Source organism: Kitasatospora sp. NPDC088861, from assembly GCF_044750105.1.
In the GTDB taxonomy this organism is placed as follows: domain Bacteria; phylum Actinomycetota; class Actinomycetes; order Streptomycetales; family Streptomycetaceae; genus Kitasatospora.
The window spans coordinates 385,924-405,466 of sequence record NZ_JBIVJF010000004.1; the positions used below are offsets into that span (position 1 = coordinate 385,924).

Below are 19,543 nucleotides of genomic sequence, written 5' to 3' on the forward strand. Positions count from 1 at the left end.
ACCACCGTGGTTTCCCCGATCATCACCCCCGACGGTTCCCCGGTCCAGGGTCCGCTCGGCCAGCTCGCCAAGGCCGCCTGGCAGGTCCTGCTGCTCGCCGGAATCGTCTCGCTGGCCCTCGGAATCGTCGTCTTCGTCTGGCCGAGGGAGACCCTGCTGGTGGTGGGCGTGCTGTTCGGCCTCTACCTGCTGGTCATCGGCATCGTGCAGCTGGTCGCCGCGTTCGGCACCCACGCGTCCACCGCACTGCGGGTGCTGGCCTTCATCAGCGGGGCGATCTGCGTCCTGCTGGGGCTGCTCTGCTTCCGCAGCGCGGCGCAGTCGCTGGTCCTGCTGGCGATCTGGATCGGCATCGGCTGGCTGTTCCGGGGCATCACCCAGCTCGCCGCCGCGGTCTCCGACCCGGAGATGCCGGCCCGTGGCTGGCAGGCCTTCGCAGGAGCGGCCAACACGGTGGCCGGTGTGCTGCTGCTGGTCTGGCCGGTCGGTTCGATCGCCGCGTTGACCGTCCTGGCCGGCTGCTGGCTACTGATCCTCGGGCTGATCGAGATCGTGACGGCCCTCCAGATGCGAGGCCGGGCCAAGCAGATCCCGGCGGGGGTCTGACTTCACGACCTGACTTCACGGGCCTGACTTCACGGGCCTGACTTCACGGGCCTCACTCCGCAGCTAGCGCGTCGGCGCGTAGCCGATCCGGAACGTGGCGGCCTCCAGCCGTTCCGGCGTGAGCCGGACGTCCGTCAGCCGCTCGGCCAGCGCGAACGCGGCCTCGGTGTGCAGGTCATGACCCTCCCCGTCGAGCTGGAAGCCGCAGGCCGTCAGCAGCGCGGGGACACCGGGGGCGTCGGCGTCCGAACCGTGCCGCTGGGTGGGGAACAGCGGCTCGAACTGGAGCCGGCAGCTGCCCTGCTCCCACCAGTTGAAGTGGTCCACCGCGACGGCGTTCCGGAAGTGCGAGACCAGCCGGGTGCCGTCGGCGAGGCGGCGGATGACGTCGGGCAGGCTGCCGAGGTAGCCGAAGACCTCGACGACGACGGCCCACCCGTCGAGTTCGGTGACGGCGACGAGCAGCCGGTCATCCTCCGGCTCGATCCGGGCCTCCGCCTCCTCGTCCTCCCCGTCGTCGAAGGTCTCCCAGGCGGCGACCACGGCGTCCAGGCCGGTGACCTCCCGACCGGGCAGGGCGCCGAAGCGGCGCAGCAGTTCGTCGGCGGTGATCCCCTCGACCAGCGTCAGGCAGTGGGCCGCCCCGGGGATGGGGTAGCGCTGCTCGAACCAGGTGTAATCGGTGGCGTGTGCAGTCATGCGCCGATGCTGCCAGCTGCCTGTGACACCGCCGGCCGGGGCGGCGGTTGCGCGGCGTCCTCAGAGCCAGACCGGCGCGTCCGTCCCCCAGCGCCCCGGCGGGCGGGACCAGTCGGTGGGCGCGCCGGTGTAGGCGATGGGCGGCAGGGCGTGGCGCAGCCGTCCGTAGGCGGAGTCGGTCTCGGCGAGCCACCGGGCCGGGTCGTACGCCCCGGTGTCCGGAGCGCCGTCCGCCGGGGCAGCAGGGGCGGGCGCCTCGGGCGGGATGCCGTGCAGCAACCACGAGGCCGTACCGGCGAGGGAGAACCGCAGGTGGCGGCCGCCGGGCCGACCGGTGCGCTGCTCGGTGAGGGCGCGCAGGACGGCGGCGGCGACGAGGTAGCCGGTGCCGTGGTCGAGGGCCTGGGCGGGCAGTACGCCGGGGCGGCCGTCGGGGCCGGCCTCGTGGGCAGCGATGCCGACGCCGGCCTGGACGAGGCTGTCGAAGCCGCGCCGGCCGGCCCAGGGGCCGGTCCAGCCCCAGGCGCAGAGCTGCGCGACGATCAGGCCGGGGTGGCGGGCCGACAGTGCGTCGGGGGCGAGGCCGTGCTCGTCGAGGGCGCCGGGGCGGTAGCCGGTGACGAGGACGTCGGCGGTGGCGAGCAGGCCGTCGAAGACGGCTCGGTCGGCGGGATCGGCGAGGTCGAGGCGGGTGGAGCGCTTGCCGAAGCCGGTGTCGGCGTGGGCGTCGTCGGCCTCGGGGAGCTGGGGCGGGTCGACGCGCAGGACGTCGGCGCCCAGCAGGGCGAGCGTGCGGGTGGCGACCGGTCCGGCGATGACCCGGGTGAGGTCGAGGACGCGGATCCCGGCGGCGGGCCGCTCCGGGCCGGCGTCGCCGAGCGGGCGGACGGGCGCGGTGCCGGTCACCCGGCTCTCCACCAGGGGGTGCATGGTGGCACTCACCGGCGCGACGGCCACGGCGAGCGCCCCCGCTTCGAACGCCCGCTCCTGGACCTGCTCCGCCGGCAGTCCACCCAGCAGCTCGGCGAGTTGTTCGGGCCCGGCGTCGGCGGGCAGGTCGAGGGCGGCGAGCAGTCGGGTGCGGTGGTGCGGGTAGTTGGCGTGGGTGCGGACCCAGCCGTCGGCGGTGCGCCAGAAGCCGGAGTGCGGGGCGAAGCTGACGGGCGTGCGACCGTCGACGGTCAGGTGGCGTTCGCTGACGAAGGCGGTGGCGACGGCGCCCTGGTCCACCCGGACGGCGGGGACCGGGCCGCCGGCGCGGTGGGCGGCGAGTTCGGCGGCGGCCAGCGAGCAGGCGGCCACGGTGGCCCGGGCGAGCCGGCGCACCGGCAGGCCGGAGGGCAGGACGTCGCCGGGGCCGTGGAAGGAGACCCGCCCCAGCAGGTCGGCCGATCCGCCGAGGGCGGTCCAGAGTTCGGCGGTGGGCCGGTCCGTGGGTTCCCCGCCGGGGGCGGGCTGTTCGGTGGGCACGGCCTGATCGGTGGAGGCGGGCTGATCGGCGGGCGCGGCCTGATCGGTGGAGGCGGGCTGTTCGGCGGGCCGGGTGCCGGGGAAGGTCGGACGCTCTGTCATGCCCGGCATTGTGCTCCCGTTCTCAGGCGCTCGCCGTGACGCCCGCCACCAGCATCAGCAGCACCGCCGAGACGAGGGTCATCCGGCGCGCCGCGCGCGGGGTGCCGCCGAGCCGTCCGCCCAGGCGTCCGCTGGCGTGCGCGACCAGCCCGTACACGACGGCGCAGGCCAGCACGTTGAGCGAGCCGAGGGCGAGCACCTGCCCGCCGACCGGCAGCGCGGCGCCCGGCTCGACGAACTGCGGCACCAGGGAGAGGTAGAGCAGCAGCCCCTTGGGGTTGAGCAGGGCGGTCAGCATGCTCTGGCGCAGCACGGTCGCGGTGGGCTGCGGCTTGGGCTCGGTGAGGGCCGTGGCGCCCCCGCCCTTGCGCAGCGCGAGCAGCATGGTGACGGCCAGCACCAGCAGGTACGCGGCGCCGGTGAGGCGCAGGACGGGCAGGGCGGCGGGGACGGCACGCAGCGCGGCGGCCAGGCCGGCGCTGGAGAGCAGGGTGTGGACGGCGTAGCCGGCGCAGACGCCGCCGACCGCGGTGAAGGCGGCGCGCCGGCCCTGGCCGAGGCCCCGGGCGGCGATGTAGAGCCAGTCGGGCCCCGGTGTGCAGACCAGCAGCAGGTCGACTCCGAGGAAGAGGAGGAGGGCGTGGGTGTCCATGGGTGGCGGTGACCTGTCGTGCTCGTTCGGGCGGGTCCCGGCCGTTGGTCCGGTGATCCTCGCGGCACCTGTCCGGTGCGTTCGGTCACTGAAGGTAGCCGGATAGCCCTGGCACACGATGGCCACTTCCTGCTCGCCCGGCCCGCGTTTTGGCAGAATATTGCGCCATGGACCGAATCGACCGCAGAATCCTCCGCGAGCTCCAGCAGGACGGCCGCCTGACCAACGCCGACCTGGCCGCCCGGGTGGACCTCACCCCCTCCCCCTGCCTGCGCCGGGTCCGACAACTGGAGCAGGACGGCGTGATTCGCGGCTACCGCGCGCTCCTGGACGGCACGGCGGTCGGACGCGGCTTCCAACCCTTCGTCACGATCACCATGCGTCACGAGGATCAGGTGACGGTCGCCGAGTTCGAACGCCGGGTGGCGGAGCTGCCGGAAGTGGTGGAGGCGCACCGCCTCTTCGGGGAACCCGACTACCTGCTGCGCATCGCGGTGGCCGACATCGCCTCGTACGAGCGCTTCATCACCGACGTGCTCTCCGGCCTGCCGGGGATCGCGCAGGTCAACTCCCATCTGACGATGAAGCAGGTGAAGGCCGACCGGGGGCTGCCGATCGGCGGGTAGGGCGCGAACGGGGGCTCGGAGGGCTCGGACGGTTCAGAACGTGAAGCGCAGCGACCGGACCCGGTGGTCGAAGTTGGACGGAACGATGTCCGGCTCGCCGACCGACCGCACCTCGGGCAGCCGGGCGAACAGCTCGCGGAACAGCACCTTCATCTCCTGCCGGGCCAGGTGCGCCCCGATGCAGTAGTGCGGCCCTCCGCCGCCGAAGCCGAGGTGGGGGTTGGGCGTGCGGGTGATGTCGAACGCGTCCGGGTCGGGGAAGACCGTCTCGTCCCGGTTGGCCGAGCCGAAGAACAGTGCGACCTTCTCTCCCGCGCGCAGCAGCGGGCCCCCGGGGCCGCCGAGCTCGTGGTCGACGGCGAGGGTCCGGCGGAAGTGGATGATCGGCGTGGCGTGGCGGATGATCTCGTCGACCGCACCGCCGAGCCCCCCGTCGAGGTCCGCGAGCAGCAGGGCGCGCTGCTCCGGGTGCGCGGTCAGCAGGTGCAGGCCGTGGGCGAGCGCGTTGCGGGTGGTCTCCACGCCGGCCACCAGCAGCAGGGAGAAGAACGCGCCGAGTTCGCGTCCGGTGAGCCGACGGCCGTCCACGTCGGCGGTGACCAGGGCGGAGATCAGGTCCTCGGTGGGCCTGCGGCGGCGCTCACGGCCGATCGAGGCGACCATGCCCTGCATGCGGGCCAGTGCCAGCAGCCCGCGCCCGGGCATCCGGATCCGGCGGCGCAGCGGGCGGGCCACGCCGATGTTCTCGGAAGCGTGGTTGACCTGGTCCAGGATCATTCGGCGCGGGTGTTCCGGGATCCCCATCATGGTGCAGATCACCTGGAAGGGGAGCTCGGCGGCCACGGAGGTGACGAAGTCCTCCGGCCGCCGCCGCTCGACGTCGTCGACCAGACGGGTGGCGACGCGGCGGATGTCCTCCTCTACCTGGCCGAGCAGCCGGGGGGTGAAGGCTCGCGAGACGATCCTGCGCAGCTGGGCGTGCCGGGGGTCGTCGAGGTTGACCATCGAGTCGCCGAACACCAGCCGGACCCAGCGGGGCGGTTCCGGGGTGGTGACGCCGGGGCCGCTGAGGAACACCGCGGGGGTGCGGCTGGCCTCGACCACGTCGGCGTGGCGGACCAGCGCGTGGAAGCCCCGACCGGTGGCGGGATCTCCGAAGAACACCGGCGCGGGGAGTCGGCGCAGTTCGGCGAAGGCGACCGCGCGGGCGGGGGCGGGCAGCTGCCAGAAGCGGGGGTCGGCGAGGTCGGCGGCGGGGGCCGCCAAGCCGGTCGAGGTCTCCATGGCCGGGCCTCCTGCTTCGCGTTCGGGGTTCGCCCGGCGGCCACCATCGGTGCCGGGGTGTGCACATTTAGTGAGCAAGCGGAGGGCGATGTCAAACCGCGTCGATGGTCGTACGAACGGGTTGGTGCGGCGGCCGGACCGGGTGTCTCGACGCGCGGCGGCACGGGGCCGGGCATGGTCTCACGGGGTGGAACCGGCCAATACCGGAGGGTGCGGTCCGGGCCGGGCGGGACGGGTGCGACGATGAGTGCCATCGTGATGACCGACCGGATCCGCCTGCTGCGCGCCGTGGTCTTCGCCGCGCTGTGCGTGGCGCTGGCCGCCGCGGCGCACGTCGCCATGGCCGGAGCCGGGGTCTCACCGCCGGTGCTGGCCGGCGCGTTCGGGGCCGTCCTCGGTCTGACCTGGCTGCTCGCCGGCAGGCGGCGCGGGCTCGGCGCGATCAGCGCCTGGATGGTCGCGGCGCAGAGCGCGCTGCACCTGCTGTTCGAACAGGCCGCGGCGCTCGGCCGGGGAGGCGGCGGTCTCGGCCGGCTCGCCACCACGGACTGGGCCTCGCTGCTGCTCTGCAACCCCGAGCGGATCCCCGGCGGGCTCTCCCCCGTCGAGCTGGCCCGGATGGCGGGCCTCGACCCGGACGTCCCGCCCGCCGCCAACGGCCTGCACGCCATGGCGGGCATGCACCACGGGACGGCGGCGGCGGGTGTGGTTTCCGCCCCGGTATCGGTATCGGTACCCACGTCCGCGTCGGTCTCCGTGTCGGTCTCCGCGTCTACTTCGGCTTCGGCTTCGGCTGATGGGACGGCGCTGGACGTGGCCGGGATGGCAGGGATGCCCTCCGGGACGACACACGGCATGGCGCACGGGATGGCGCACGGGATGTCCCTCGGGATGATCGCCGCCCACGCGCTCGCCGCGCTGGCCTGCGCGCTGCTGCTGTGGCGCGGTGACGCCGCGCTGGTCCGGCTCTTCGACCTGCTCGGCGCGCTCGGCACCGTGGTCGCGGGAGTGCTGGTGCTCCCGCTGCTGGCGCTGTTCGCGCGCCCCTTCGGCTACCGCCCGCCGACTGCGCCCCGGCCCACCGGCGGCCGGACCCGGCCATCCCGGTCGGTGCTGCTCACCCATGCCGTGGTCCGGCGCGGCCCGCCGGCGCTCGCCCTCGCCTGCTGACGCGCCCGCCGCCCCCACTCCTCCGCCCACCGCCCCCGGCAGCCCACCGCCGCCGGGGACCGCAGGGCCCACGGGGTTCGCTCGACGGGCAGGTCGCCCTGCCGCTCGGCCGTGCCTTCGCCGCCGTGCCGCCAGGGCCCGGACCCGCGCCCGCCCACCGTCTCCTCCGTGGAGGCGCCGTGGGCCGCGCGGAAGTCCCATGGACCGCCGGCGGCGCCGCCTCGGGTGGCGCCGCTCCCAGCCCTCCCCTCAGGACCTTCGCATGCCTGACTACGACGGCGCACCGGCTTGGGCCGGCGCCACCGTCCTACCGCTCCACGGCCTCCGGCCCGTCCGGGGCCTGACCGCCCCCGAGCCCCCTCACGCCGAGCCCGTCCAGCAAGCGGGCCGACCACTCCTCCGACGGACCGGCGGCGGCGCTCACCCGGACGCGGCCGCGCAGTTGCTCGGCCCGCTCCAGCCACGCTCGGCAGCCGGCGCAGCGCGCGACGTGCCCGTCCAGCCGGCCATCCGGCAGTCCGGTCGGTTCGCCGTCGAGCCGGGCCGACAGGGCGGTACGGAACTGCGCGCATCTCATACGACCATCGTCCCGCACTGCCCTCGCGGTGGGACCGGCCGGGTGGGAGGCCGCCGTGGATGACGAGCAGCTCACCGCGCTCGCGCTGACCGCCCGCGCGGGCCGGGCCCCGGACGTCGAGGCCTTCGTCCGTGCCACCCAGCGGGACGTCTGGCGGTTCGTCGCCCACCTCACCGACGTCCAGTCCGCCGACGACCTCGCACAGGAGACCTTCCTGCGCGCGCTGCGCGGCCTGCCCGCGTTCGCCGGCCGCTCCTCGGCCCGCACCTGGCTGCTGTCGATCGCCCGGCGCACGGTGATCGACCGGTACCGGACGGCCGCCGCCCGACCGCGCTGCGCGGCGCTGCCGGACTGGCAGGAGGCGGCGGAGCGGCAGGGGGCCGAACCGGCGGCCGGGTTCGAGGACGGCGTCGCGCTCGGGGACCTGCTCGACCGGGTGCCCGCCCAGCGGCGGGAGGCCTTCGTGCTCACCCAGGTGGTCGGCCTGAGCTACGCCGAAGCGGCCGAGGTCGCCGGTTGCCCGATCGGCACCGTACGCTCCCGAGTCGCCCGCGCCCGGGAGGAGCTGATAGCCCGGCTCCGCGCGGCCGAGGGCGGGGAACTCGCAGCGGCCTGCTGAGCGGACGGACGGCAGGTGGCGGCAACAGATGACAACTAACAGATAACAGATTTCGAAATCTGTTATCTGTTAGTTGTCGGTTGCCATCTGTCCGTCGCCCGCCACCCCCGCCCGCCCATCCGTCGGCCCATCCGAAAATTCCCCCACATGTTCGGAACTGGAGCCCCCGCGCCTCCGACTGCTGTACCGGACCCCGCCGCCGAGGCGGTGTCCGGGACAGCAGCCGGGCAACGGAGGGACTCCATGGCAGCGCAACAGCCACTGGCCGCCGCCACACTGACGGACCGTCATTCCGATGCGGCGGACCGGTGGATCCTGGTCGTGGCCGCCGGGCTGCTCTCGTTCGTCGCGATGCTCGACATGAACGTGGTCAACCTGGCCCTCACCGATATCTCGGCCAGCCTGCACGTGTCCGCCGGGGTCGCCCAGTGGGCCACCCTCGGCTACCAACTCCCTCTGGTGGCGCTCCTCCTGCCCGCCGGGCGCTGGCTGGACCAGGTGGGCACCCGCTCGGCGCTGCTGCTCGCCGTCAGCTGCTTCGCCGCGTGCAGCGTGCTGGCCTCCCTCGCCCCCTGGGCGGGCTGGCTGATCGCCGCCCGGCTGCTCCAGGGCGCCTTCGGCGCGGTGCTGTTCGTCCTGATGCCTGTGCTGGCCGCCACCTCCGTCCGCCCCGAGTCCCGCGGACGGGCGATGAGCGTCCCGGCGACGCTCGGCCCGCTCGGCGCCGTCACCGGGCCGGTCATCGGCGGCCTGCTGCTGGACCACTTCGGCTGGCGGGCGGTCTTCCTGATCAAGCTGCCGGTCTGTCTGGCCGCCGTGCTGATCGTGCGCCGGTACGCCCCGCGGCGGGACCGCCTGCGCCCGCCCGACCGGGCATCACTCGGCGACGCCGCCCTGATAGGCGCGGCCGTCGCCGCCGTGCTGCTCGCGCTGACCCTGGCCCCGGAGGCGCCGCTGTGGCTGCTGCTGGCGCTGCCCGCCGCCCCTCTGGTGCTGGTCTGGCTGCGCCGCCCCGGGGGCAGGCCGGTCGCCGAGGTGCTGCGGGCCGCCGGAACCGTCGGGGTCAACGCGTCGGTGCTGGCCCTCGCCGCCGGCTTCGCGGCCTGCCACTACCTGCTCGCCCAGCACCTGCGCGGCCCGGGTGGCGAGAGCGCCACCGCCACCGCGCTCACCATGCTGGCCTTCCCGCTCGGCATGGTGCTGGCCGGCCGGGCCGGTGGGCGGCTGGCCGACCGCTGGGGCGGCCGCCCGACCGCGCTCGCCGGCGCCACCGTCACCACCCTCGGCCTGGCGCTGCTCGTCCCGCTGGACACCGGCTGGTCCGCCGCCGACGTCGCCTGGCGGCTCGCCCTGGCCGGTGTCGGGATGGGCCTCAACGGCGGCCCCACCCAGGCCCTGGTGATGACCGCCTCGCCCCCCGGGAAGCTCGCCACCGCGGGCTCCGCCGTCCAACTGGCCCGCAGCCTGGGCTTCGCCCTCGGCCCGGCCCTGGCCGGCGCCGCCGCGCTGGCCGGCGACCGCGCCACCACCGGCACCCGGGCGGGCATCGCCATGGCCGCCCTGGTCGCGGCGACGGCCGTGGTCCTGCTCGCCCTGCACCGCCGTCCACGGACCTGAGACCGCCGGACCGCGTCTCCCCGCGCCCGCGCCCGCGCCCGCACCCCCAGAGCCCGCGCCCCCAGAGCCCGCACCCCGTCATGCCCGCACGACCGGAGGAACACCGCAGATGACCGACACCGTCCACGATCCGGCGCCGGCCCACCCGGCGGACGAGCCGCGCTGCCCGTACGGGTACGACCAACTCCCTGACCCCGTACCGCTGTACGGCCCCGCGTACAAGAGCGACCCGTACCCGCTCTACCGGCGGATGCGCGAGGCCGGGCCGGTACACCGGGTGGAGTTCCCGAGCGGCATCCACGCCTGGCTGGTGACCGGCTACCAAGCCGCCCACGAGGCCCTCAACGACCCCCGGTTCGGCAAGAACCACGCGCTGGGCAACGAGGACTGGCGCAAGCTGGCGTCGATCATGCCGGAGCCGCAGCACTCCCAGTTGCAGGTCCACCTGCTGCACCAGGACCCGCCCAAGCACACCACGATGCGCAGGCTCGTCCTGGACGCCTTCGCGCCGCGTCGGGTGGAGTCGTTGCGCCCGCGCTTCCAGGAGCTGGCCGACGCACTGGTCGACGAACTGCCCGAGGCCGGCGGCGCCGACCTGGTGGCCGGCTTCGCGGCACACTTCCCGTTCCGGGTGCTCGCCGAAGTGATCGGCCTGCCATCCGAGTTGGCGAGGCGATTCGACCGCGACTGGGGCAAGGTCGTGCAGCCCGTCGGCCCGCACGACCCGGGCCGCCCGGCGTACGAGGCGCGGCTGCGCGGCCTCCAGACGTACATCGCCGACGTCGTCGCCCACAAGCGCGCCGGGAACCCCGTCGATGATCACGACCGACACGACCCGGCCACGGCCGGCGCCGACCTGCTGGGCCGGCTCGTCGCCGCCCACGACGCGGGCGAGTTGAGCCGCGAGGAGCTCGACTCCATGGTGTTCCAGCTGCTGGTCGCGGGCCAGGAGCCGGTCACCAACCAGATCACCACCATGCTGATCACCCTGCTGCGCCACCCGGACCAGCTCGCCCGGCTGCGCGGCTCCCTCTCCGAGGGGCCCGCCCACGACCCCGACCTGCTGGCCCGCGCGGTGGAGGAACTGCTGCGCCACGACGCCGCGTTCGAGCTCACCACCTGGCGTTTCCTCGCCGAGGACGGAGACCTGTTCGGGACCACCGTCCCGGCCGGCGACTCGGTGATCGTCTCGCTGTGTGCCGCCAACCGGGACGAGACGCGGTTCCCGGACGCGGACCGCCTCGACCTCGACCGCACGCCCAACGCCCATCTCGCCTTCGGCCACGGCATCCACTACTGCCCCGGCGCCGCCCTGGCCCGGGCCGAACTCCAGACCGCCATCGCCACCCTGCTCACCCGGCTGCCCGGGCTGCGCCCGTCCGCAGCCGCCGGTGAGGGCCTGGACTCCCTCGCCTGGATCCCCGCCGTCCTGGCGCGCGGGGTCAACCGGCTGCCCGTCGGCTACGACCGGCGCGTCTGAGCCGGGGCCCTCGGCCACCGCACGAACACCCCGAGGCCGCCCGCCGACGTCCACCCGGCGTCCGCTCCACGCCCGCACCACCTTCCACGGAGGACCACCATGCCGCCCGCCGGCACCGTTTCCACCCGCCACCACCGCACCGCACCCGGGCCCACACCCGCGCCCGAGCCCGCGAACACCGGGGGCGGCGCCGACCCGCAGTCCGACCCGCAGTCCGCCGCGCGGCTCGCCGCCCGGATCCTCGGCCTGCTGCTGCCGCACCGCCGCGCCTCCGACCCGGGGCTGGACGCCAAGCCCGAGCATTTCCCGTTCCAGATAGCCCAGTTGACGGACTTCATCACCGCCGGCGACCCGATCCTGTTCACCCTGCCCGGCTTCCCCTGCAAGTCGCCGAATCCCGCGAAGGTGCTCAGCCACCTGCCCGACGAGGGCGAGCGGCTGTCGCTCACCTTCCTCGACGGGCTCTGCGCGGAGATCGGCGGGTACTACGAGCCCGGCGCGCGGATCCTGATCTGCTCGGACGGCCACATCTTCGGCGACCTCGTCCACGTCCCCGACGACCACATCGACGAGTACTCCGACGAGTTGACGGCGATGATCGCACGCGAGGACCTCTCCCACCTCGCCACCTTCGACCTGCGGGACGTCCTCGGCGACCTGCCGTACGACGACAAACGCGCCCGGGTGCACGCCCAGTACGCGCCGAGCGTCGAGGAGTTGCGCGAGCTGGTGCTGACGGACGAGGAGACCCTGCGGCTCTACCGCGGCATCACCCGCTTCCTGACCGACGACACCGTCGGCTTCACCGGCACCCGCTCCGCCCTGCAACGCGACTGCCGCCGCCGCGCGTACGGGGTGATCCAGCGCAGCCGCGCCTGGGGCGAGTTGATCGCCGAGCAGCACCCCCGGTCGGTCCGGCTCTCCATCCACCCGCAACCGGCGGGCGCACCGAAGTTCGGCATCCGGCTGCTGGAGGCCGCCGACGCCTGGATGACGCCCTGGCACTCATCGGTACTCCACCGTGCCGACGGGGACTGGGAGTTGCTGCGCAGCGAGGACGCCGCGCAGCGCGGCCGGCTGGTCGAACTCGGCGGCCGGCCGAGCCACTACGAGGCGTTCTGACGCGCGGGCCCCACCTCGGCAGCCTGCACCCCCTCGACCCCCGCCCCACCAGCGTCCGCCCCGGCCCCGGCACCCTCCACCGGGGCCGGGGCCGGGGCGGTCGGGACGGCCGGCGTGCGGTGGTCGAAGGCGATCAACGGGTCGCCGGTGAGCGGGTGTTCGACCACCGCGGCCCGAACGCCGAAAACCTCGGCCAGCAGCTCCGCGGTCAGCACCTCGCGCGGCGCCCCGGAGGCCACCAGGGCGCCGCGGTGCAGGACGTGCAGCCGGTCGCAGACGGAGGCGGCGGCGTTGAGGTCGTGCAGCGCGACCAGGGTGGTGCGGCGCTGGTCCCGCAGCAGGGCGAGGAGTTCGACCTGGTGGCGGACGTCCAGATGGTTGGTCGGCTCGTCCAGCACCAGGACGTCAGGCTGCTGGGCGAGCGCGCGGGCCAGCAGCACCCGTTGCCGTTCGCCCCCGGACAGTTGGGCGAAGCGGCGGTCGGCGGCATCCGCCATGCCGACGCGTGCCAGCGCGTCGGCGGTGATCCGGTGGTCCTCGGCGTCGTCGGCGGCGAACGACCGCTTGTAGGGGGTGCGGCCCATCGCGACCACTTCGCGGACGCTCAACTCGAAGTCCCCGCCCCGCTCCTGCGGCAACGCAGCGATGTGCCGGGCGGACTGCGCGGGGCGCAGCCCGGCCAGGTCGCGCCCGGCCAGCAGCACCCGCCCGGCGCTCGGCCGCAGGTGCCGGTAGACGGTGCGCAGCAGGCTGGACTTTCCGCTGCCGTTGGGCCCGACCAGGCCGGCGATCTCCCCCTCCTCGGCGACCAGGTGGACGCCGGCCACCACCGCCCGCCCGGACAGGGTGACGCTCAGGTCCTCGACGGCGATCCTCACGTGCGCTCCAGTCGTCGGTCCAGCAGGTAGAGCAGGGTGGGGGCGCCGAGGACGGCGGTGACCACGCCGATCGGCAGTTCCTGGCCGTCCAGCGCGGTGCGGGCCACGGTGTCGACCACGACCAGCAGCAGCGCGCCGGTGAGCGCGGACAGCGGCAGCAGGCGCCGGTGGTCGCCGCCGACGAGCAGACGGCAGACGTGCGGCACCATCAGTCCGACGAAGCCGATCGCGCCGGAGACCGCGACCAGCACGCCGGTCAGCACGCTGGTGACGACGAAGACCTCCCGGCGCAGCCGGGTGACGTCCACGCCGAGCCCGGCGGCCGTCTCGTCGCCCATGAGCATCGCGTTGAGCCCGCGGGCACGGGCCTGGAGCAGGGCCAATCCGAGCGCCACCGCGACGGCGGGGACGGCGAGTTGGGCCCAGACGGCGCCGCCGAGACTGCCCATCAGCCAGAACAGCACGCCACGGGTCTGCTGCTCGTCGCGGGTCTGCAGGACGAGGTAGCTGGTGATGCCGCCGAGGAACTGGGCGATGGCGATGCCCGCGAGGACCAGGCGCAGCGGGGAGAAGCCGCCGCCGCGCCGGGCCGCCAGCCAGACCAGGGAGAACGCGGCGAGCGCGCCGGCGAAGGCCGCCAGGGAGACGGTGAGGCCGAGCGCGCTGCCGAAGGCGAGGTCGAGACCGAGCGAGGTGCCGAGGACGATCGCGGCGACCGCCCCGAGGGAGGCGCCGGAGGAGATGCCGAGCAGGTAGGGGTCGGCGAGCGGGTTGCGGACCAGGGCCTGCACGGCCGTGCCGACCAGGCCGAGCCCGGCCCCGACCATCGCCGCCAGCAGGGCGCGCGGGACGCGCAGCTGCCAGACGATGAGGTCGCGGGTGCCGGGTTCGGGGGCCCGCCCGGTGAGGTGGTGGGCGACCACCGACCAGACCTCGCCGGGCGGGATGTCCACTGCGCCGAACGACACGGCGGCGGTCAGCGCGAGTACCAAGGCGGCGATCAGCGCGACGGCCAGCGGCCCGGCCCGCAGGGTGCGGGCCGGGCGGGGCTCGTCGCGCCGTTCGGCGGAGACGGCCGACGTCACCGGCTACTGCCCGTTCTTGACGAGGTCGGGGTGGACGGTGGCGGCGATCTGCCGGACGGCATCGGCGTTTCGCACGCCCGCGATGGTGGTGACCTCGGAGCCGAGCCGCACGAAGTGGCCCTCCTGGACGGCCTTCAGGCCCTGGGTCGCGGGAAAGCCACGCAGGAACGCCTCGGCGTCGTCGAAGGCCTTGCGGGTGGCCTCCTCACTGCCCCGGTTGCGGACGGCGAGCTGGATCCAGTCCGGGTTCTTGGCGACGACGTCCTCCCAGGAGCCGGGCTTGAAGTCGGCGTCGCAGTCGGCGAACACGTTGCGGGCGCCGGCCTGGGTGATCACCGCGTTGGCGACCTGCCGACCGCAGACCGCCACCGGCTGCTTGGTGCCGGCGTCGAAGTCGAAGACGAAGTAGCCGGGCCGCTGCGCCTCCGCGACGCCGGCGAGGGCGGTGCGCACCTCGCCGATCTGCTTCTCCATCCCGGTGACGAGTTCCTCCGCACGGGCGGCCGTGCCGGTGACCGCGCCGAGGCGGCGGATGTCGTTCTCGACGCCGGACAGGTCGGTGCGCGGCGCCTTGGCGGCCTTGGGGGTGCCGGCGCAGGCGGTCGAGAGGAGGTAGACGTGCTGGATGCCGGCCGCCGCGAACTCCTCCTCGCTGGGCCCGGTGGCGCCACCGCCCATCATCGGCATCGCGCCGAAGGTGTCGACGTACAGGTCGGCGCCGGAGCCGAGCAGCTTCTCCTTGGGGATGGTCTTGTCGCCGAGCACCGGCACCTTGGCGCCCTGTTCGGCCAGGGCCGGCGGGAGAGTGCCCTTGCCGGGCGGGAAGCCGGTGCCGATCACCCGGTCGCCCGCGCCGAGTTGGAGCAGTATCTCCAGGGCGGCGGCATTGCTGGTGACGATCTTGGCGGGGGCCTTGGCGATGGTGGACTCGCGGTCCGCGCAGTCGGCCACCTTGACGGGGTAGCCGCCGGCCGGGGCGGTCTGGGCGGCGCCGGCCGCGCCGCGCTCTCCGCCTCCCCCGCCGCCGTTTCCGACGCCGTTTCCGGCGCCGCTTCCGGCGCCGCTTCCGCAGGCCGTGGCGAACAGGGCGACGGCGGCCGCGATTCCGCAGACAACGCGAGGGCGCATGACAATTCTCCTGGTCGGTGATCGTGCTCGGGGCCCGTCCTGCGAACCCGGACCAGGTAGTCGGCCGGACCGTCCGGGGGGTTCCCGGGGATTTCCGCACCGCCCGGCTCCCGTTCACCCGCCGGCCGCTGCCCGTTCGCCGCCCGACCGCCGCCCATCCGCGAACCCCCGGCGTAGGGTGACCGGATGGCCGATCCCACCGTCCTGCGGGACGATCTCGACCTGCCCGTCCGGTTCGGCCCGCGCCCGCCGCGCCGGGTGGTGTCGTTGGTGCCGTCGCTGACCGAGGCGGTCGCCGCCACCGCACCCGGGCTGCTGGTCGGCGCCACCGACTGGTGCAGCCATCCGGCCGACCTGGCGGCCACCAGGATCGGCGGCACCAAGAACCCGGACGTACCGGGCATCCTCGCCCTCGCCCCGGACCTCGTCCTCGCCAACGACGAGGAGAACCGGCGCCCCGACCTGGACGCGCTGCGGGCGGCCGGCCTGCCGGTCTGGGTCACCGACATCCGCACCCTGGACGACGCGTTCCGCTCGCTCGACCGGCTGCTCACCGCCGCCTGTGCGCTCCCGCGCCCGGACTGGCTGGACCGGGCCGAGGCAGCGTGGTCCCCGGTCCGGCGTCCGCCGGACGGCCCGCGGGCGATCGTTCCGGTCTGGCGCCGCCCGTGGATGGTCCTGGGCCGCGACACCTTCGCCGGGGACCTGCTGCGCCGCCTCGGCCTCCGGCTCGTCCACGCCGGGCACGCCGAGCGCTACCCCGCCATCCCGCTGCCCGAACTGCTCGCCTGCCGCCCTGAGTTGGTGGTCCTCCCGGACGAGCCGTACCGCTTCACGGCACAGGACGGCCCCGAGGCGTTCCCCGGCGTCCCGTCGGCGCTGGTCAGCGGACGCCACCTGACCTGGTACGGACCGTCCCTGGTGACGGCGCCGACGGTCCTCGCGCACGCGTTGGACCACCCGTTCGTACGAGGCTCGAACAGCACATCGTAGGATGACCGCCACTCACCGGGACCGCCGGTGACGAGTGGGGGGAACCACAGTGGCAGTCAGCGCATCCCGGAGAGCACTGGTCATGGTGTCGGCCGCAGCAGTCTCGACGGCCGTCCTGGCCGGCTGCGGCACCAAGCACGCCGACAACCACCAGAACAGCGCGCCGGACACCACGGCGGTCGCCGCCACCGGGACGCCGACCGAGACGCCGAGCGCGAGCCCGTCCGCGACCGCCACCCCGACGCCGACCGCCTCCCCGACGGCCAGTGCCTCCCACAGCCCGAACCCGTCCGCGAGCAAGTCCAGCAAGCCCGCCCCGACCACCCCGGCCCCGACCGCCACCAAGCCCGGCGCCCCGAGCAGCCCGCCCGCCGCTCCCACCACACCGCCCCCGGTCGCCAAGCCCGCCGTCGTGGCCCCCGTGCCCGTCGCCAAGCCCGGCCCGGTCGCTCCCCCGCCGCCGCCCGCTCCGCCGACCCCGCACGTCCCGCCGCTGCAGAGCAGCTGCCAGCCCAGCAAGCCCCAGCCCGACGAGCCCAAGGAGGCCGTCGGCGCGGCCCTCGCCACCGCCGCCGGCCAGGCCCGCACGCTCAACCTCAGCAGCGGCGGCACCGACAAGCTCCCGCCGCTGCCCGTCAACCTGGTCAAGGCGATCGCCTGGCAGGAGAGCGGCTGGCAGTCCGGCATCCTCGCCTGCGACGGCGGGATCGGCACCATGCAGATCATGCCGAACACGATCAGCTGGATGAACAGCAAGTTCGGCACCACCTCCGATGCGAAGACCCTCCCCGGGAACGTCCAGCTCGGCACCCAGCTGCTCGACTGGCTGGTCGCCTACTACGGCGACTCCTCCTTCGACGGCAAGTACGACCTCTCCCCCGACCCGGCCACCGGCAAGACGCCGCTGCTCGACCTCGTCATCTCCGCGTACAACGCCGGGGCGGGCAACGTGCACTACAACACCGTCACCGACCCGGCCACCGGCCAGGTCGTCGGCAGCCTGGTCATCCCCAACCCGGGATACGTGGCCAACGTCAAGGCGTTGATGACCGGCCAGCCGTGGACCAAGACCGGCTGACAAACCCCCGAACCCGCGCGGGACGGCGGAAGGGCCCGGAACGCGGTCTCGCGTCCCGGGCCCTTCGCCGTTGTTCCCCGCTGGTACGTCAGCCCCGCGCGGTAGTGACGGCGGCGCCCAGCGCCTCCTTGATCCGCGGCCCGAGGCGGGCGAAGCCCAGCTCCTTCATCGCCGCCCGCAGCAGTTCCTCCTCCGTACGCTTCACACCGTCACCGTCCACCCACCGGACGACGGCGAGCAGCTCGTCGGCCGAGTAGGCGGTCACGGGCCGGCCGGGCGTGAAGTCCGGCTTCTCGGGCCGGCCGGCCGCGACGGGCGCGGACTCGACGGCGGGCGCGGACTCGACGGCGGGCGCGGGCTCGACGGCGGGCGCGGGCTCGACGACCTCGGCCACCGGCTCCGCAACGGCGGCGGGCTCAGCAACGGCGGCGGGCTCAGCAACCGGCTCGACCTCGGCCACCGGCTCCGCGACGGCGACAGCAGGCGCCTCCTCGACGGCCTCGGCCTCAGCCACCGGCTGCACGTCCTCAATGGCCTCGGTCGCTTCAACCGACTCCACGACGACAGCGGCGGGCGCCTCCTCGACGGCCTCAGCCTCGACCACCGGCTCCGCAACAGCGGCAGGCTCAGCAACCGGCTCGACCTCGGCCACCGGCTCCACGACAGCGGCGGGCTCAGCGATCAGCTCAACCTCGGCCACGGGAACCTCGACCGCGTCGACCTCGGCAACCGTCTCAGGCTCCGCAGCTTCCTCGACCTCGACCACCAGCTCCGCAACGGCGACGGCGGGCGCCTCCTCGACGGCCTCGACCTCGACCACCGGCTCCACGACAACGGCAGGCTCAGCGACCGGCTCAACCTCGGCCACGGGAACCTCGACCGCGTCGACCTCGGCAACCGTCTCAGGCTCCGCAGCCGGCTCGATCGTCTCCGGCTCGACGACGGGCGCGTCCTCCAGGAGCGGAGCTTCCTCCGCAAGCTCGACCTCGGCCTTGGCGTCGGCCACGGCCTCGACAGCGGAAACCTCGACGGCGGCCTCGGCCTCCGTGGTTTCCGCGGCCTCCGCCAGGGCGGCGGTCGCGGCGACCACCAGGTCGTCGGCGGCCGGGGACGGTGCCGGGAGGGAGACCACGACAGCGGACGGGGCTTCCTCCGTCACCTCCTCCTCGGCTGCCTCGGCCGTCTCGACCACGGCCTCAGCCTCGCCCGAGTCTGCTTCCGCTTCCGCTTCCGCTTCCGTGTCCGCGTCGGTCACCGTCTCCTCGACCGAAACCGGACCCGGACCCGGAACCGAAGCCGGAACCTCGACGGTGCTGCCCTCCCCCGCGAGCCCATCGCGCTGGCCGCCGGCCAGGGCCTGGCGGGCGGCGAACGCGGCTTCGGCGGCGCGGCGGTCGGCCCGGGCGGCGGCGAGTTCGGTGAGCAGGTCGCCGAGGCCGGCTTCCTCCAGGGTGGTGCGCAGCCCGCGGATGGTGGGCAGGCGGTAGAGCGTGCCCTCGTCCGCGGCGAGCCGCTCGACGAGGTCGACGAGCTCGGCGAAGGCCAGCCCGTCGAGGTCGTGGTCGGGGAGCAGCCGGGCGAGGCCGCGCAGTCCGGTGTTGATCGCCTCGAAGGCCTGGGCGGTCCGCTCGACCAGGGCGCCGTCGGCGGGGACGACCGGCAGGGTGCCGGCGGGGGCGAGGGCGGCCCAGGCGCGGCGCTCGACCTCGGCGGAGGCGAGTGCCTCGTGCAGGTCCTCGCGGCGGATGCGGCGGTCGGCGGCGAGGGCCGTGGCCTGCTTGCGCAGGGAGCGGGCGCGCAGCCAGGAGAGCTTGACGCCGTTCTCGCGGCGCCAGGTGCCGTCCGCGGTGGCGGCGGCGAGGGCGCCGAGGTCGGCGTCGTAGGCGGCGGTGGTGAGGGTGGCGGATGTGCGGTGGACGCGCTGGAGCATCTCGACGAGGAGTGCGGCCTTGGCGACGGTGTCGGGTTCGTCGAGCTTGGCGTCGGCGGCGAGGACGGTGACGGCGTCCCAGGTCTGGCGGAGGTCGCGGCCGCGCAGTTCGGCGAGGGCGGTGGAGCCGGCCCGGGCGTCCTCGGGGGTGGCGACGGTGTCGACGGCCGCGTACCAGGCGTGGGTGTCGGCGGTGAGGGTGAAGGCCCCGAGTTCGGCGTAGCGGCCGAGGTCCTCGCGGAGGTCGGTCTCCGCCGTGGTGGCCTTGGCGTCCTGGGGGTCCTTGACGTCTGCGGCGTCGGCGACGTCCGCCGGGTCGGCTGCGTCGGCGTTGCGCGAGTGAAGCACTGTCATGTGAGGTCCGGTTCTGGGCGACGACGGCGGGGCTGGCGGCGAGGGGGCGGCGGACCGGTTGCGCGGGGTGCCC

General features: G+C 74.7%; 18 protein-coding genes. 9 read left to right on the forward strand and 9 right to left on the reverse strand.

What is annotated here, in order from left to right; genetic code table 11:
- Window positions 1–6: 6 nt before the first annotated feature.
- On the forward strand, window positions 7–606 hold the full coding sequence (locus ACIP37_RS10930) for an HdeD family acid-resistance protein (protein ID WP_363579522.1): 600 nt from the start codon (window positions 7–9) through the stop codon (window positions 604–606).
- Between the two features lie 63 nt (window positions 607–669).
- Here the strand turns inward: ACIP37_RS10930 and ACIP37_RS10935 are convergent, their stop codons facing one another.
- From ACIP37_RS10935 to ACIP37_RS10945, 3 genes are read right to left on the reverse strand one after another with little or no spacing between them, the layout of a single operon-like run.
- Window positions 670–1,305: a DUF6461 domain-containing protein gene (locus ACIP37_RS10935; protein ID WP_063349874.1), complete on the reverse strand. Its 636-nt coding sequence runs from the start codon at window positions 1,303–1,305 to the stop codon at window positions 670–672.
- Between the two features lie 60 nt (window positions 1,306–1,365).
- Window positions 1,366–2,877: a CoA transferase gene (locus ACIP37_RS10940; RefSeq protein ID WP_400843619.1), complete on the reverse strand. Its 1,512-nt coding sequence runs from the start codon at window positions 2,875–2,877 to the stop codon at window positions 1,366–1,368.
- A 22-nt stretch (window positions 2,878–2,899) separates the two neighbouring features.
- Window positions 2,900–3,529, reverse strand: coding sequence for a LysE family translocator (locus ACIP37_RS10945; protein WP_363579528.1), 630 nt, complete (start codon window positions 3,527–3,529; stop codon window positions 2,900–2,902).
- Window positions 3,530–3,696: 167 nt separating this feature from the next.
- Between ACIP37_RS10945 and ACIP37_RS10950 the strand changes: the two genes are divergently transcribed.
- Window positions 3,697–4,155 (forward strand): Lrp/AsnC family transcriptional regulator, encoded by a 459-nt coding sequence (locus ACIP37_RS10950; protein WP_400843622.1) that lies wholly within the window; start codon window positions 3,697–3,699, stop codon window positions 4,153–4,155.
- Window positions 4,156–4,188: 33 nt separating this feature from the next.
- On the opposite strand, the gene ACIP37_RS10955 is transcribed toward ACIP37_RS10950, so the two are convergent.
- The gene (locus ACIP37_RS10955) at window positions 4,189–5,439 is read right to left on the reverse strand and encodes a cytochrome P450 (RefSeq protein WP_363579530.1); all 1,251 of its coding nucleotides are present in this window, start codon (window positions 5,437–5,439) and stop codon (window positions 4,189–4,191) included.
- A 243-nt stretch (window positions 5,440–5,682) separates the two neighbouring features.
- Here ACIP37_RS10955 and ACIP37_RS10960 point away from each other — a divergent pair, with 243 nt between their 5' ends.
- Window positions 5,683–6,609, forward strand: a complete 927-nt coding sequence (locus ACIP37_RS10960; protein ID WP_400843625.1) for a hypothetical protein — start codon at window positions 5,683–5,685, stop codon at window positions 6,607–6,609.
- Window positions 6,610–6,916: 307 nt separating this feature from the next.
- On the opposite strand, the gene ACIP37_RS10965 is transcribed toward ACIP37_RS10960, so the two are convergent.
- Window positions 6,917–7,186 carry a zf-HC2 domain-containing protein gene (locus ACIP37_RS10965; protein WP_400843628.1) on the reverse strand — a complete coding sequence of 90 codons (270 nt, stop codon included), beginning with the start codon at window positions 7,184–7,186 and terminating at the stop codon, window positions 6,917–6,919.
- Between the two features lie 55 nt (window positions 7,187–7,241).
- Between ACIP37_RS10965 and ACIP37_RS10970 the strand changes: the two genes are divergently transcribed.
- The 4 genes from ACIP37_RS10970 to ACIP37_RS10985 all read left to right on the forward strand — a co-directional run bounded on the left by ACIP37_RS10970 (window position 7,242) and on the right by ACIP37_RS10985 (window position 12,024).
- Window positions 7,242–7,805, forward strand: coding sequence for a sigma-70 family RNA polymerase sigma factor (locus ACIP37_RS10970; RefSeq protein WP_363579536.1), 564 nt, complete (start codon window positions 7,242–7,244; stop codon window positions 7,803–7,805).
- A gap of 243 nt (window positions 7,806–8,048) precedes the next feature.
- Entirely contained in the window at window positions 8,049–9,422 is a 1,374-nt protein-coding gene (locus ACIP37_RS10975) for an MFS transporter (protein WP_400843631.1), read from the forward strand.
- A gap of 109 nt (window positions 9,423–9,531) precedes the next feature.
- Window positions 9,532–10,902: a cytochrome P450 gene (locus ACIP37_RS10980; protein ID WP_400843634.1), complete on the forward strand. Its 1,371-nt coding sequence runs from the start codon at window positions 9,532–9,534 to the stop codon at window positions 10,900–10,902.
- A gap of 99 nt (window positions 10,903–11,001) precedes the next feature.
- The gene (locus ACIP37_RS10985; protein WP_400843637.1) at window positions 11,002–12,024 is read left to right on the forward strand and encodes an L-tyrosine/L-tryptophan isonitrile synthase family protein; all 1,023 of its coding nucleotides are present in this window, start codon (window positions 11,002–11,004) and stop codon (window positions 12,022–12,024) included.
- On the opposite strand, the gene ACIP37_RS10990 is transcribed toward ACIP37_RS10985, so the two are convergent.
- From ACIP37_RS10990 to ACIP37_RS11000, 3 genes are read right to left on the reverse strand one after another with little or no spacing between them, the layout of a single operon-like run.
- Window positions 12,009–12,902 (reverse strand): ABC transporter ATP-binding protein, encoded by an 894-nt coding sequence (locus tag ACIP37_RS10990; protein WP_363579542.1) that lies wholly within the window; start codon window positions 12,900–12,902, stop codon window positions 12,009–12,011. The two genes, ACIP37_RS10985 and ACIP37_RS10990, sit on opposite strands and share 16 nt — an antisense overlap.
- Window positions 12,899–13,987, reverse strand: a complete 1,089-nt coding sequence (locus ACIP37_RS10995) for an iron ABC transporter permease (RefSeq protein ID WP_363579543.1) — start codon at window positions 13,985–13,987, stop codon at window positions 12,899–12,901. The genes ACIP37_RS10990 and ACIP37_RS10995 overlap by 4 nt, the downstream gene beginning before the upstream one ends.
- A gap of 3 nt (window positions 13,988–13,990) precedes the next feature.
- A complete protein-coding gene (locus ACIP37_RS11000) occupies window positions 13,991–15,115 on the reverse strand; it encodes an ABC transporter substrate-binding protein (protein ID WP_400804737.1) in 1,125 nt (374 codons plus the stop codon).
- Between the two features lie 186 nt (window positions 15,116–15,301).
- Here ACIP37_RS11000 and ACIP37_RS11005 point away from each other — a divergent pair, with 186 nt between their 5' ends.
- Window positions 15,302–16,108, forward strand: a complete 807-nt coding sequence (locus ACIP37_RS11005) for a helical backbone metal receptor (RefSeq protein WP_400804734.1) — start codon at window positions 15,302–15,304, stop codon at window positions 16,106–16,108.
- 49 nt (window positions 16,109–16,157) lie between these two features.
- The gene (locus ACIP37_RS11010) at window positions 16,158–17,186 is read left to right on the forward strand and encodes a transglycosylase SLT domain-containing protein (protein WP_363579549.1); all 1,029 of its coding nucleotides are present in this window, start codon (window positions 16,158–16,160) and stop codon (window positions 17,184–17,186) included.
- Between the two features lie 88 nt (window positions 17,187–17,274).
- Here ACIP37_RS11010 and ACIP37_RS11015 read toward each other — a convergent pair whose 3' ends face one another.
- Window positions 17,275–19,470, reverse strand: coding sequence for a hypothetical protein (locus ACIP37_RS11015; protein ID WP_400804730.1), 2,196 nt, complete (start codon window positions 19,468–19,470; stop codon window positions 17,275–17,277).
- Window positions 19,471–19,543 lie beyond the last annotated feature (73 nt).